Source organism: Terrabacter lapilli (assembly GCF_039531305.1).
In the GTDB taxonomy this organism is placed as follows: Bacteria; Actinomycetota; Actinomycetes; order Actinomycetales; family Dermatophilaceae; genus Terrabacter; species Terrabacter lapilli.
Genome location: NZ_BAAAPU010000007.1, coordinates 661,079 through 674,219 on the forward strand (window position 1 = coordinate 661,079; position 13,141 = coordinate 674,219).

Here is a 13,141-nt window from a genome sequence, read left to right on the forward strand (position 1 = left end):
TGAAGGGGAGCACGCAGGGCTTGGGACGATAACCGTTGGCACGTCGAGCGGTTGGTGCGTCAGTCTTGTCGGGCACGGGGTGGGCAAGCAGCCGCGGTGGCGTGCCACTCGGGGTCCTGCGCGTCGGACCCATCCCTGGATGCAGCGCCTTTGCACGCGCCCACTCCAGGTAACGGTGCCCAGCACCAGAGGTTCAACTCCTCAGGGTGTCGTCGGCCGTGGCAGACCGTGCGCTGCCCTGCGGACAGGGCCTTCGGGCCCGTGTCCCCGCAGCGTGCGTTCCACGGCCGGCGGCACTCGCTCGACCAGCTCGACCCCGTTCCATGACCACCGATCAGGCGCCGAAGGAGGTTGCCCGAATGTCCCTGCTGCACTTCACGATCCAGCCTCGCCACTGTGCGCTGCGCTACCTCCACGGCTCCTTCGAGCAGGTCCTGCCGGCCGGACGGCACCGTCGCCGACTGGGCCAGCGCCTGGTGGTCGTCGACCTGCGCGAGCGGCTGACACAGGTCGCGCCGCAGGAGGTCCTCACCTCCGACGGCGTGTCGGTGCGGGTGTCGGCCGTCGTCCGTTGGTCGATCGCTGACCCCGTCGCCTTCGCGGAGGTCTCCGAGGACCCGACGGCCACGACGTACCTCGCTGCCCAGGTGGCGCTCCGTGACGCACTCGCGACGCTGACCGCCGACGACCTGGTCAGCCGCGGCAGGTCGCTGCCGATGGCGGCCATCACGGCGGCGACCGCTGAGGTCGCGCGTCGTGTCGGGGCCGAGGTGGCCGAGGTCGTGGTCAAGGACGTCATCGTCCCGGTCGAGCTGCGTGCTGCGGCTGCCGAGCTGGCGACGGCGCGTCGTCGCGGTGAGGCCCAGCTCGAGGCCGCACGCGCCGAGACCGCCGCGCTGCGTTCGCTGGCCAACGGGGCCAAGCTGCTCGACGCGCACCCGGCACTGGCGCGGCTGCGGCTCGTGCAGTCCGCTCCGCCCGGGACGCGCATCGTCCTGGGCGTCGCTGACACGCTGCCCATCGGGCAGGACGACGTGGACTGAGCTTTCAGGCTCGGGGCCGGGCGCGACGTGGATCCACGTCGCGACCGGCCCGGGCACGGGCTCGGCGATACCAGGAAACCGCTGAGCAGCCGGCGCGCGGGTCAGAAGGGCGGCAGCTCGCCCTCGCCCGGGGTGACGCGCAGCTCCGACTCGTCGATGCGCAGGTCGTTGATGCTGGCCTCCCGGCGGCGCATGTAGCCGAGGTCGTCGAACTCCCACTGCTCGTTGCCGTAGGAGCGCCACCACTGCCCGTCGGCGTCGCGCGACTCGTACTGGAAGCGGACCGCGATGCGGTTGCCGAAGAAGGCCCAGAGGTTCTTGCGGAGGCGGTAGTCGCGCTCCCGTTCCCACTTGCGAGTGAGGAAGTCGACCACGGCATCCCGTCCGACGACGTGCTCGTCGCGGTTACGCCACTGGGTGTCCTGGGTGTAGGCGCCGGCGACCCGCTGGGGATTGCGGGTGTTCCAGGCGTCCTCGGCCGCCTGCACCTTCTGGCGGGCGGTCTCCTCGGTGAACGGCGGCAGGGGAGGTCTTGGGTCCATCGCAGGCTCCTGGTCGGCAGCAGGTGATTCAGGCTAGACCCGCATCGGAGTGGCCGGGCCGGTGTTCAGAAGGGGGGTGGGTCGTCGGGCTCGGGTGGGTGAGCTCGCTGTGGCTCCGGAGGAGGCAGGCCCTCACGCCAGTCCTTGGGGCTGGTGACATAGGTGCGGCCGGTGAGTGTGGTCCACTCGAGACCGCGGTCCACGGGTGGGCCGTCGTGGTCGGCATCGGTGACGGGCCGGGAGGTCCAGATGCCACCGGTCTTGAGGTTGTGGTGCAGACGGTGCTTGGTGAAGAGGTTGCCGACCGCCGTCTCACCCTCGGGCCACGGTGTCTCGTGGTCGAGGTCGCAGCGGCTGGCGAGGACCTCGCACCCGGGGCCGCGGCAGACACCGTCGAGGGCCTGGACCTGCTCGACCATCGCGCGGGTCGGTCGGTAGCCCTTCGACGGCCGCACCAGGGCTCGGCCGCTCTCGACGTCGACGGGGAGCGTGCGCCACACCGAGCCCGACCGGGTCATGATCTCGCGGGCGTGCGCCGCCGTCACCCAACCGTGCCCGGGCAGCTCGCAGGCGGACTCCGAGGTGCCGGCGGCCACCTCGAACGGCACGACGAGCCACACCAGCGCTGCGGACCGTCCGCTGCCCGCGTCGCCGACCTGCGGTGCATCGAGGCCGTCGGAGCAGGAGGCGGAGTCGGGCTGGTGGGCCGTGAGGTGGCTTCGCAGGAGCGCCTCGGTGGCGAGGTCGCAGCGGAGCTGGTCGAGGCCGCGAGGGTCTCCGGCAGCGCGAGCCGCTCGGGCCTGCGTGTCGAGGCGGTCCATCACCGCGGCGACGGCATCGGCGTCCGCGACCAGAGTGAGGCAGCCCATGCCGTCGCCGGTCAGCCGGCCGAACACGCCTCGTCGGGCCTGCGCGTGGGTGCGACGCTCGGCGGAGCCACGACCGTCCACGGATGCCACCGCCCGCCGCAGCCGCGTCACGAACGTCCGCTGCGGCACGGGCAGGCCGTCGCGCGAAGGCGCGAGCACCGCCTCCTCCACGACCCGCACGTCCTCGTCGGACAAGGTGGCCGTCTCGGACGCCACCTGCAGCGCCCGGTGCAACGAGGTGGCGCCGGCCCGCAACGCGGCCAGCATCGTCCGGTGCCGACGCGGGCTGGTCGCGAGCGTCAACCGGCGAGAGACCTCTCCGACGCCGACTCCCGTGGCCAGGGCGATCTCCTCGCCCACGACCCGACCGGTCGACACCTTGCCCGTCATCCGCGAGGGGGAGCCGGCCGGCAGGGCCGCGATCTGCTGCTCCTCAACCGTGTGCAGCGCCGCGTAGGCGGAGAGCAGGTCGGCCTCGAGGCGTGCCTTGGCGGCCTCGAGCGACTCGATCTCGGCCAGCACCTGCTCGCCCTCCCGGGCCAGGCTCTCGAGCACCTCGGCGGCCTGCCGTCGTTCCGACGTGGGCATCGCCCGAGCCCGTTGCGCCGCCTCCGACCGGGCACGCGCGAGCCCGAGAAGGCGCGCCCGGAGCGGCTCCAGCGCCCGCGCCATCTCGTCAGGATCCGGCGACCAGGCGATCCGGAGGACGTCGAGGTGCGGGCGGGACGGCGGACCGGACCTCGCGTCGGTGTACGGCATGCTCGCCCCCTCTCCAGTGGACCTCCTGCCTCAATTAGAACATGTGTTCGAACGATTGGGAAGGGCCTGTGTCGACACGCGGACGCGGAATCCCCTGCGCCACAGGCCGACCCGGCGGGACTCGGCGGCACCGGGGCGCCGCGGACGCGCGTCGAGGGTGAGGTGTCGCCGGGGGGACCTAGGGTCGGGCCATGACACGCGCGAGGATGACGGTCGCAGGCACACCGGCCGGTGACGTCGACCTGGTGGTCGTCACCCCGGTCGGCACGCGCCGAGCCGAGCCCCTCCCGCTGCTGCTCGCCCACGACGGCCCCGAGTACTCCCGCCGCGCCCACCTGCTGTCCGTCCTGCGCACCGCCGTGACCGAGCGACGGGTCCCCTCGACCCGGGTCGTCCTGCTCGAGCCCGGCCCGCGCAACGAGCGGTATGCCGCCAACCCCGACTGGGCCGAAGCGCTCACCCAGCACGTGCTCCCGAGGGTGCAGGCGGCATACGCAAGCGACGGGAAGCCGGCCCTCATGGGAGCCAGCCTCGGCGCGCTCGCGTCGCTCCAGGCGGAGTGGCTGCACCCGGGGACATTCGGCTCGCTGTTCCTGCAGTCGGGGTCCTTCTTCCGCAAGCGCGTCGACGACGAGGAGGACTTCGAGCACTGGCACCGCGTGACGAGGTTCGTCACCGACGTCAGGCGGGTGCGCCGTCGCCGCACCGACGCGCACGTCGTCATGACCTGCGGCACCGAGGAGGGCAACCTCGCCAACAACCGACAGATGGCACAGGCCCTCACCAGGAGCGGTCACGACGTCGTGCTCACCGAGGCGCCGGGTGGGCACGACTGGCGCTCGTGGCAGGCTGCGTTCTCCCCGCACCTGTTCGACGCGCTCGGCCACCGACCCGCGCGGTGAGCGAGCGACAGATGCGCCGGTTGCTGCAAGGATCGCTGTCGAGCACCCCACTCCCGACGGCAGGAGCTGCACGATGACCGACACCGCCTGGCAGCAGGAGCTGCCGGACTCGTCCGCCACGCCGACCCCCGCGCCCACCTCCACGCCCACCCCGGCGGAGCGTCCGCCGTCGACCCGGACCCACCTGGTCGGGCTCCTCCTCGGCGCCGAGGAGGACTGGCCCACCGCGTTCGAGGCCTTGCTGGCGCTCGTCGGCCCCATCACGACGGACGACGGTGTCACCCACCACCTCACCAGCGAGCGGCTCACCATCGAGCCCTTCGACCTGCGCCAGCCCGTGCGCACCGAGCTGGTCATCGACCGCCTGGCCCACTGGTACTACCACCCGCGCGAGTGGCTCAAGAAGGCCGCGCTCATGAACGACACCTACCTGCTCAACAGCCCGTTCACGTTCCAGTCGATGGAGAAGCACAGCGCGTACGTCGCCCTCATGCGTCTCGGGCTCAAGGTCCCCGAGACCTGGCTCGTGCCCTACAAGAACCCCGTCGACAACGTCCGGTGGGCCTACACGAGCGCCAAGTACAACCGGCCCTTCGACCTCAAGGCCATCGCCAACGAGCTCGGCTACCCGATGTACATGAAGCCCTTCGACGGGGGCGGCTGGCGGGGGGTCTCCCGGATCGACGACGAGCGCGACCTCGTCAAGGCCTACGACGACTCCGGCGAGATGCTCATGCACCTGCAGGCCACCGTCGAGTACGACCACTTCGCCCGAGCCCTGTCGATCGGCCCCGAGACCATGGTCATGGACTTCCGGCCGGAGCAGCCGATGCACAACCGGTATGCCGTCACGTACGACTTCCTGACACCGTCCGCGGGTCGGCAGACGGCAGCCATCAGCCGCATCGTCAACGCGATGTTCGGGTGGGAGTTCAACTCCTGCGAGATGCTCGTCAAGGGCGACGACGTCTACCCCATCGACTACGCCAACGCGTGTCCCGACGTCGCGGTCACCTCGCTGCACTACTACTTCCCGTGGGCCATCAAGGCCCTCGTGCGCTGGTCGGCCTTCTGCCTCGTCACCGGCCGCCGAGGGCCGATGGACCTCGAGATGCGCCGCTACTTCGACATCGCCGACCGCGACGACCTCACCGACGAGCAGAAGCTCGACGCGTACCTCGCCATCGCCGACGAGTACTTCGACACGGCCGCCTACTGGGCCTGGTGCGAGCGGCACCTCTCGCACCTCGACGCCGCCGTGCTCGAGTGGGTGCAGTCCGACGCCTTCACCCACCTGCTGCGCTCGACGGTCGTCACGACCTACCCGGCGCACGAGCGCGACCGGTTCATGGCGCACTTCGGCGGCCTCATCGCCCTGTGGGTCAAGGACGAGAAGGCACGGCTCGGCGTCGCCTAGCCCTTCCCCCCGCCGATGCCGGCCACGAGGTTGATCGTCGAGGCGATGACGATCGTGCCGTAGAGGTAGGCGAGCAGGGTGTGCCCGAGCACGACCCGGCGCACGTCAGAGGTCCGCAGCGCCGTGTCCGAGACCTGGTAGGCCATGCCGAGGTTGAAGGAGAAGTACGCGAAGTCCGAGAACGTCGGGTCGCCCTCCTGGTTGAAGTCGATCGGGGCCACCGGGCTCGAGTAGTAGATGCGCGCGTAGCGGACGACGTAGACCGTGTGCACGCAGAGCCAGCCCACGGCCACGGCCCCTGCGCCGATGAGGGCGTCCACGACCTGCGCGAAGCCCTGGGACTGCCCGCCGACGAGCAGGATCCCCACGCCGGTCAGGCTCGCCAGGCCGACGACGATCACGACGACGTCGTACCAGGCGACGTCACCGTCGCGTCCCTCCATCCGTTGCCGGGTGGACGGGGCGTCGTGCCCGAGGAGGTGGGCGAGCAGCGGGACGGCGAAGGCGAGACCGGCGAAGACGAAGCCCACCAGGGTGTGGGTGAGCGGTTCGCCGGCGGCGCCGAGCGGCACGAAGAGGCCGACGAGGACTCCGACGAGTCCGGCCACGGCGAGGCGGCGGCGGATCAGGGGCACGGTTCGGAGGCTACCGCCGCGTCCCTGCCCTGCGGCTGGACGCGCGCTGGGGGTGCGCTGGTGATCGTCTGGGGCCGGTCTCGGGGTATGTCCCCGGTTGGTCGAGCTCGACGGCCGCCTCCCTCACGCCACGAGCCCTAGGATCCGCACATGCCCGACACCCCCAGCGCCCGGCGCTCCCTCTCGGTCGTCTACAACCCCCTGCGGGTCGACGACCTCGACGGCACGAAGGCGATCGTCGCCCGGATCTGTGCGGAGAGCGGGTGGGCCGACGCGACGTGGATCGAGACCACTGCCGAGGAGACCGGCGAGAAGCAGGCCCGCGAGGCGGTCGAGTCCGGCGCCGACGTCGTGGCCTCGCTCGGCGGTGACGGCACCGTCCGCGCCGTCGCCTCGGCCCTCGTGGGCACCGATGTCGCCCTGGGTCTGCTGCCCGGCGGCACCGGCAACCTCCTGGCCCGCAACCTCGGCCTCCCCGTCGGCGAGCTCGACGACGCCGTGCGCACCGTCGTCCGGGGCCACGACCGACGCATCGACGTCGGGGTCGTGAAGCTGTGCGACGAGCTGCCCGAACCGGAGTCGAGCCACGCCACGAAGGAGAGCCCGCCCGCCGTCGCGGACGACGAGGAGATCTTCCTCGTCATGACGGGCCTCGGCCTGGACGGCGAGATCATGGCCGACACCAACGAGAAGCTGAAGGAGAAGGTCGGCTGGGTCGCGTACATCGCGGCGGCGGCGAAGAAGCTGTCGGGCCGGGGCTTCCCGGTGGAGGTCCGGTCCGGGGGCGGTGAGGGCATCGTCGGCAGCTCCGGGCTCGCGGTGACCCGCTCCGCCGCGGCCGTCATCGTGGGCAACTGCGGCACGCTACAGGGTGGCGTGGAGCTGATGCCCGAGGCGGTCGTCGACGACGGCCAGCTCGACGTGGTCGTCCTCGCACCGCGCGGCGGCCTCGGCTGGCTCTCCGTCGTCACCGACGTCGTGACGCGGCACCGGGCCGGCCACCAGCGCCTCGACCGCCTGGTCGCGCCGGACCTGACGGTCCAGGCGCAGCACCCGGTCGAGACCGAGATCGACGGTGACGCCGTCGGGCAGCACCGGGCCCTCTCCATCCGCGTCCTGCCGCGGTCGCTGGTGGTGCGGGTTGGCTGAGAGGGTCGCGACGGTGGCGAGCACCCGGTCCGCCGGACGCGGCCGGCGCCTGCTCAAGAGCGTCGCCTTCGGCCTCGCCTTCGCCGTGCCCGTCACCGCCCTCGCCTTCCTCGTCCGCGAGAAGTTCCAGCCGGTCATCGACCTCGACCAGCGGGCCATCGTCGCGGCGACCGACGTCACGCGCTCGGTCCCGGCCCTGAAGTCGGCCCTGCTGGTGTGGCAGGAGATCACCCAGCCGGTGTGGGTCTACATCGCGTCCTCGGCCGTCTGCCTCGTCGTCTGGCGCCTCCACCGTGAGCTGGCGACCCGCTGCCTCTGGGCGTTCGTCACGCTCATGGTGTCGTGGAACCTCCAGCTCGACCTCAAGGCGATCGTCCAGCGGGCGCGTCCGGTCGTCAGCGACCCCGTCGACCGGGCTCCCGGCTACAGCTTCCCGTCCGGGCACGTGGCGTGCGCCGCCGCGATCGCGACCACCATGACGCTCTTCCTGTGGCCGCTGCTCTCGCCGCTGGCGCGCCGCTGGCTCGTGGGGGGCCTGACGGCATACGTCGTCCTCACGAGCCTCGACCGCGTCTTCCTCGGCGTGCACTTCCCCTCCGACGTCATCGGGGGAATCCTCTTCGGGACCGGTCTCGCCACCGCGTCCTACCTCGGCTACCTCGGGTGGAACCCCGGCCCTGACGACTCCCCTCCGCCGGAGGGCGAGGTCGGGCCCGAGTCATCGAAAGGCACCACGTGAACCCTTCCTTCGTGCACCGCTACGAGATCGACTCGTCCCGACCATCGGTCGGCTCCGCCCTGCGCGACGTGGCGCTGCGTGCGGTCGCGCCGGCGCTCGTGCTCTTCGCCGCGATCGTCGGCATCGGCTTCCTCATCATGGGTCCGCTCGGTGGGCTGCCTGCCGAGAACGACCTCAGCAGGTCGGTCGCCTCGGGGCGGACCGCCCTGATGAACTCGGTCACGATGGTGTGGTCGCACATCGGCAACACCGAGATCGTCATCGGCGTCTGTGTCGTGGCCGTCGCCCTGATCTGGTGGCGCACCAAGCAGTGGTGGTATGCCGTCGTGCCGGCCATCGCGATCGCCGTGCAGGCGAGCGTCTTCGTGGCCGCCACCGCCATCGCCGACCGGCCGCGCCCCACGGTCCAGCACCTCGACCCCGCGCCGCCCACCTCGAGCTACCCGAGCGGCCACATGGGGGCTGCGACGGCGCTCTACCTGACCTTCGCGTTCATGGCCCAGCGCATCGAGACGGCCTGGCTGCGGCGGCTCGTCACGGCGGTGTGCCTCCTCGTGCCGCTCCTCGTCGGCTACGCGCGCCTCTACCGCGGCATGCACCACCTGCTCGACATCCTCGTCGGCCTGGTCAACGGCATCGTGTGCGCGCTGCTCGCGTGGAACTACCTGCGCCGCAAGACCGCCGACGAGCGGGCGACCGCCCCGGCCCGCCAGGCCGTCAGCAGCTGACCGACGCGTCGCCCGGCCGCCGGCTCAGACGTCGGCGTGCCGGGCGCGGCCGAAGCTGTAGACGCCGAAGGCGATCAGCCCGAGCGCCACGAGCGCCAGCAGCACCTCCCCGCCCGGTGCGCCGAGCAGGTTGTGCAGGGCGCCGTCGAGGCCGCGGGCCTCGCTCGGCTTGTGGCGCACGGCCGCGAGGACGAAGAGCCCGCCGACGATCACGAGCGCGACGCCCTTGGCGATGTAGCCGACGCGCCCGGCCTTGACGATCCACTTCCCCGGGTAGGACTCGAGGTCGGTGATGAACTTCTTCTTCCAGCCCTTGACGACGTGGTAGACGCCGACCGCCACGACGGCGAGGCCGACGATCGCGACGAGCCACTGCCCGGCCGGCTGCTTCATCAGGGCGGCGGTGAAGTCGGTGGACTGGCTCCTGCTCGACGCTCCGTGGCCGCTGGCGAACTTGAACGCCGTCCACGACAGGACGAGGTAGACGACCGCCTTGGCCGCCGCCTTGACCCGGTCGCTGGCCTCCCACCCGCCGGAGACCGCCTCGGTCACCTGCCACAGGGCCAGGCCGAGCCAGGCCACGACGGCGACCCAGAGCAGGACCATCCCGAGCCCGTTGTCGGCCATCGAGCCGAGGGCGCCGGACTGGTCGGCGCTCGTGCCCTTCGAACCGAAGGCGAGCCGCAGGGCGATGACGCCGATGACGATGTGCAGCACGCCGTTGACGGCGTAGCCCACCCGGGCGGTCGTCTCCAGCGCGGGGTGGTCGCCGGCGCGCCGCGAGGCCGCCATGAGGTCGGTGGTGTTCATGGACGCCATCCTGTCGGTCGAGGGGTGCCGAAGCGGCCATTCGCGAACATACCCGCCCGGCAGGCCGGTCGGGCGCTCGCGACCGGCGCCTACGGCAGCTCGAGCACCCGCCGGACGTGCGGCCAGGCCCGCTCGCCCAGCGCCCGGTCAGCCGCCTCGGTGCCGCCACGGGCCATCCGCTGACCGCCGGTCGCGACCGCCTCGCCGGGCAGCAGGACACGGTGCCCGGCTCCGTGGTGGGTGACGACGGTCGTCGGCAGGTCGAGCGCCCGTCGACGAGCCTGCACCGCACGAGCGAACTGCACCGAGGGCCAGACGCGGTCGTCGCCGCCCGCGACGAGCAGCACGTCGCCGAAGAAGCGTTCGACGGGGATCGTCGCCGCTGCCACCCGGTCGGAGTGCGTGCGCAGGGACTGTGCGTAGACGGGGGCGTATGCCGGTGGGTCCCCGAGCGGCTCGGCCTCGTCGTCGTAGGGCACGAACGGCAGTTGCTCGCCGGCCCGGGACCACGACGAGTGCTGTGGCCGGAGCTGCCCGTCGGGGCCGGCTCCGACGTTGGCCCAGGCCACGTGGCTGGGCGCGAGCGCGACGACGGCGTCGACGGCCGGGTCGTCGGCGGCATACAGCAGGAAGGCCTCGGCGCTCTTGGAGGCGCCCACGAGAACGACCCGGTCGCAGCGCTCGGCGAGCGACGCGACGGCAGGGGCGAAGGACTCGAGGGGGTACTCCCAGATGCCGGCCGGCTGCCCGTCGCCGCCGAACCAGCGGTACGTCAGGGCCGCCGTCACCCCGGCGGAGGCCAGGAGCCGGGCGCGCTCGCGCTCGACGCGCCCGCTCGATCCGGACAGGACGAGCACGCCCGTGCCGTTCCCTCCCGAGGCCGGCTCGACGAGCACTCCGTCATGGGCCGTCGGGTGCTCTCGCACCGGCCCGCTCGCGGGCGTCACCCGCCCAGCCGCTCGAAGCCGGTGACCGTGAGCACGGCCGCCCCGACCTCGTCGCTGGCGGCGAGGTCGATGACGGCGGTGATGCCCCAGTCGCGGTCGTCGTCGGGGTCGACGACGACCTGGCGCAGGCGCCACTCGGAGGGCGTGCGCTCGACCTGGAGCAGCGCGGGGGAGCGGGCCGCCTGGTCGGTGGCGATCGCGTCGTGGTCGTCGTAGTAGGCGCCGAGCGCCTCGTTCCACGCGTCGGCGTCCATGAGGACCTTCTGCGGGGGGTCGGTCAGCTCGGCGACGCGCGCCTCGAGCTCGCCGAGCGCCTCCCACTGGTCCCGCGCCGCGAGCTCGACGCGGTGGAACATCGCGTTGCGCACCATGACGGTGAAGGCGCGCTCGTTGGCGGTGATCGGCCGGGCCGGGGGAGTGACCTCGGACTGCTGGGCCAAGGCCTCGGACGGGTTGACGAGGTCCTCCCACTCGTCGAGCAGGCTCGAGTCGGTCTGGCGCACCAGCTCGCCCAGCCACTCGATGATGTCCTCGAGCTCCTCGGTGCGGTGGCTCTCGGGGACGGTGTGGCGCAGAGCCCGGTAGGCGTCGGTGAGGTAGCGCAGCACCAACCCCTCGGACCTCGACAGGCCGTAGTACGAGACGAACTCGTTGAACGTCATGCCCCGCTCGTACATCTCGCGCACCACCGACTTCGGCGACAGGGCGTCCTGCGAGATCCACGGGTGGGTCTGGCGGTAGGCCGTGAGGGTGACCTCGAGCAGGTCGGCGAGCGGCTTGGGCCAGGTGACCTCCTCGAGCCGCTCCATCCGCTCGTCGTACTCGATGCCGTCGAGCTTCATCGCGGCGACCGCCTCGCCACGCGCCTTGAACTCCTGGGCCCACAGCACCTGGCGCGGGTCCTCGAGGATCGCCTCGATGACCGAGACGAGGTCCCTCGCGTAGGTGTCCGACTCGGGGTCGAGCGTGTCCATCACCGCGAGGGCGAAGGGGGCGAGCGGCTGGTTGAGGGCGAAGTCGCGCTGCAGGTCGATGGTCAGGGCGTAGCGGCGCCCGGACGCCTCGGCCGTGGGCAGCCGCTCGACGACCCCGGAGGTGAGCAGCTCGCGGGCCAGCACGAGCGCGTGCCGCTGCAGCCGCCGCTGGTCCTTGGTCTCGTGGTGGTTGTCGGACAGCAGGCGCACGGCATGGGCGACCGGGTTGCCCTCGCGGGCAAGGAGGTTCACGAGCATCGAGTGCGAGACTCGCAGGCGCGGCTGCAGCGGCTCGGGCTCGGCGGCGATGAGCCGCTCGAACGTCTCCTCCGACCAGTTCACGAACCCGTCCGGCGCCTTCTTCCGCTGGACCTTGCGCTGCTTCTTCGGGTCGTCGCCGGCCTTCTCGACGGCGCGGAGGTTCTCGACGACGTGCTCGGGAGCCTGCGCGACGACCCAGCCGCGCGCATCGAACCCGGCCCGTCCGGCCCGGCCCACGATCTGGTGGAACTCACGGGCCTTGAGCAGGCGCTGCTTCGTGCCGTCGAACTTCGTCAGGCCGGTGAGCAGGACGGTGCGGATCGGCACGTTGATGCCGACGCCGAGGGTGTCGGTGCCGCAGATGACCTTGAGCAGGCCGTCCTGGGCGAGCTGCTCGACGAGGCGGCGGTACTTCGGCAGCATCCCTGCGTGGTGCACGCCGATGCCGTGGCGCACGAGCCGCGAGAGCGTGCGCCCGAAGCCGGCCCCGAACCGGAAGCCGCCGATCCGCTCGGCGATGGCCTCCCGCTCCTCGCGGGTCGTGATCCTGACGCCCATCAGGCTCTGGGCGCGCTCGAGCGCGGCCGCCTGCGTGAAGTGCACGACGTAGACCGGGGCGCGGTCCTTCTCGAGCAGCTCCTCGATGGTCTCGTGGAGCGGGGTGACGGCATACGAGAACTCCAACGGCACGGGCCGCTCGGTGCCGGTGATGACGGCCGTGGAGCGGCCGGTGCGCCGGGTCAGGTCGTCGCGGAACATCGTGACGTCACCGAGCGTGGCCGACATGAGGACGAACTGCGCCTGCGGCAGCTCGAGGATCGGCACCTGCCACGCCCAGCCGCGGTCGGGCTCGGAGTAGAAGTGGAACTCGTCCATGACGACGAGCCCGACGTCGGCCGAGCTGCCCTCGCGGAGCGCGAGGTTGGCCAAGATCTCCGCGGTGCAGCAGATGATCGGCGCGTCCGCGTTGACCGACGCGTCGCCGGTGACCATCCCGACGTTGTCGGCGCCGAACTGCTCGCAGAGGGCGAAGAACTTCTCGGAGACGAGGGCCTTGATCGGCGCCGTGTAGAAGGAGACGCGGTCCTCGGCGAGGGCCGTCAGGTGCGCGGCGGTGGCGACGAGGGACTTCCCCGAGCCGGTCGGCGTCGACAGGACGAGGTTGCTGCCGCTCAGGATCTCGAGGAACGCCTCCTCCTGGTGCGGGTAGAGGGTCAGGCCGCGCTCGGCCGTCCACTCGGTGAAGACCTCGAAGAGGCCGTCGGGATCGGGGTCCCGCGGGATGCGCTCGGTGAGGTTCTTCGTCACCACGCGAGTATGCCGTCGCGTGGGCTCGTGCGACGAACCCACGGCCTGCTCGCGACCT

At 71.8% G+C, this 13,141-nt stretch carries 12 protein-coding genes; 6 read left to right on the forward strand and 6 right to left on the reverse strand.

All coding sequences use genetic code 11. The features are described 5' to 3' along the window. Nucleotides 1-359 precede the first annotated feature (359 nt). Complete coding sequence (locus ABD241_RS11035; protein ID WP_344061997.1) at nucleotides 360-1,043, forward strand: SPFH domain-containing protein; 684 nt, start codon at nucleotides 360-362, stop codon at nucleotides 1,041-1,043. Nucleotides 1,044-1,144: 101 nt separating this feature from the next. On the opposite strand, the gene ABD241_RS11040 is transcribed toward ABD241_RS11035, so the two are convergent. Together ABD241_RS11040 and ABD241_RS11045 are read right to left on the reverse strand one after the other, a co-directional pair. Then, nucleotides 1,145-1,585 carry a nuclear transport factor 2 family protein gene (locus ABD241_RS11040; protein ID WP_344062000.1) on the reverse strand — a complete coding sequence of 147 codons (441 nt, stop codon included), beginning with the start codon at nucleotides 1,583-1,585 and terminating at the stop codon, nucleotides 1,145-1,147. Nucleotides 1,586-1,650: 65 nt separating this feature from the next. Continuing rightward, nucleotides 1,651-3,213, reverse strand: a complete 1,563-nt coding sequence (locus tag ABD241_RS11045) for an HNH endonuclease signature motif containing protein (protein ID WP_344062003.1) — start codon at nucleotides 3,211-3,213, stop codon at nucleotides 1,651-1,653. 191 nt (nucleotides 3,214-3,404) lie between these two features. Between ABD241_RS11045 and ABD241_RS11050 the strand changes: the two genes are divergently transcribed. Together ABD241_RS11050 and ABD241_RS11055 are read left to right on the forward strand one after the other, a co-directional pair. Continuing rightward, nucleotides 3,405-4,115 (forward strand): alpha/beta hydrolase, encoded by a 711-nt coding sequence (locus ABD241_RS11050; protein ID WP_344062006.1) that lies wholly within the window; start codon nucleotides 3,405-3,407, stop codon nucleotides 4,113-4,115. 73 nt (nucleotides 4,116-4,188) lie between these two features. After that, on the forward strand, nucleotides 4,189-5,532 hold the full coding sequence (locus ABD241_RS11055) for an ATP-grasp domain-containing protein (RefSeq protein WP_344062009.1): 1,344 nt from the start codon (nucleotides 4,189-4,191) through the stop codon (nucleotides 5,530-5,532). Here the strand turns inward: ABD241_RS11055 and ABD241_RS11060 are convergent. After that, entirely contained in the window at nucleotides 5,529-6,167 is a 639-nt protein-coding gene (locus ABD241_RS11060; protein WP_344062012.1) for a DUF1345 domain-containing protein, read from the reverse strand. The two genes, ABD241_RS11055 and ABD241_RS11060, sit on opposite strands and share 4 nt — an antisense overlap. Before the next feature lie 150 nt (nucleotides 6,168-6,317). On the opposite strand from ABD241_RS11060, the gene ABD241_RS11065 reads away from it, so the two are divergent. Genes ABD241_RS11065 through ABD241_RS11075 form a run of 3 tightly spaced genes read left to right on the forward strand, consistent with a single transcriptional unit; the run spans nucleotide 6,318 to nucleotide 8,783 of the window. After that, nucleotides 6,318-7,316 carry a diacylglycerol/lipid kinase family protein gene (locus ABD241_RS11065; RefSeq protein WP_344062014.1) on the forward strand — a complete coding sequence of 333 codons (999 nt, stop codon included), beginning with the start codon at nucleotides 6,318-6,320 and terminating at the stop codon, nucleotides 7,314-7,316. Nucleotides 7,317-7,329: 13 nt separating this feature from the next. Further along, nucleotides 7,330-8,055 (forward strand): phosphatase PAP2 family protein, encoded by a 726-nt coding sequence (locus ABD241_RS11070; protein ID WP_344062017.1) that lies wholly within the window; start codon nucleotides 7,330-7,332, stop codon nucleotides 8,053-8,055. Continuing rightward, entirely contained in the window at nucleotides 8,052-8,783 is a 732-nt protein-coding gene (locus ABD241_RS11075) for a phosphatase PAP2 family protein (RefSeq protein WP_344062020.1), read from the forward strand. The genes ABD241_RS11070 and ABD241_RS11075 overlap by 4 nt, the downstream gene beginning before the upstream one ends. A gap of 24 nt (nucleotides 8,784-8,807) precedes the next feature. Here ABD241_RS11075 and ABD241_RS11080 read toward each other — a convergent pair whose 3' ends face one another. The 3 genes from ABD241_RS11080 to ABD241_RS11090 all read right to left on the reverse strand — a co-directional run bounded on the left by ABD241_RS11080 (nucleotide 8,808) and on the right by ABD241_RS11090 (nucleotide 13,086). Continuing rightward, nucleotides 8,808-9,593, reverse strand: coding sequence for a DUF1206 domain-containing protein (locus ABD241_RS11080; protein WP_344062023.1), 786 nt, complete (start codon nucleotides 9,591-9,593; stop codon nucleotides 8,808-8,810). 89 nt (nucleotides 9,594-9,682) lie between these two features. Next, nucleotides 9,683-10,540: an acyl-CoA thioester hydrolase/BAAT C-terminal domain-containing protein gene (locus ABD241_RS11085; RefSeq protein ID WP_344062026.1), complete on the reverse strand. Its 858-nt coding sequence runs from the start codon at nucleotides 10,538-10,540 to the stop codon at nucleotides 9,683-9,685. After that, nucleotides 10,537-13,086, reverse strand: a complete 2,550-nt coding sequence (locus tag ABD241_RS11090) for a DEAD/DEAH box helicase (RefSeq protein ID WP_344062029.1) — start codon at nucleotides 13,084-13,086, stop codon at nucleotides 10,537-10,539. The genes ABD241_RS11085 and ABD241_RS11090 overlap by 4 nt, the downstream gene beginning before the upstream one ends. Nucleotides 13,087-13,141: the final 55 nt, after the last annotated feature.

Coding starts and splice junctions, on each gene's coding strand:
- ABD241_RS11035 (WP_344061997.1), top strand. CDS start 360: ATGTCCCTGCTGCACTTCACGATCCAGCCTCGCCACTGTGCGCTGCGC.
- ABD241_RS11040 (WP_344062000.1), bottom strand. CDS start 1,585: ATGGACCCAAGACCTCCCCTGCCGCCGTTCACCGAGGAGACCGCCCGC.
- ABD241_RS11045 (WP_344062003.1), bottom strand. CDS start 3,213: ATGCCGTACACCGACGCGAGGTCCGGTCCGCCGTCCCGCCCGCACCTC.
- ABD241_RS11050 (WP_344062006.1), top strand. CDS start 3,405: ATGACACGCGCGAGGATGACGGTCGCAGGCACACCGGCCGGTGACGTC.
- ABD241_RS11055 (WP_344062009.1), top strand. CDS start 4,189: ATGACCGACACCGCCTGGCAGCAGGAGCTGCCGGACTCGTCCGCCACG.
- ABD241_RS11065 (WP_344062014.1), top strand. CDS start 6,318: ATGCCCGACACCCCCAGCGCCCGGCGCTCCCTCTCGGTCGTCTACAAC.
- ABD241_RS11080 (WP_344062023.1), bottom strand. CDS start 9,593: ATGAACACCACCGACCTCATGGCGGCCTCGCGGCGCGCCGGCGACCAC.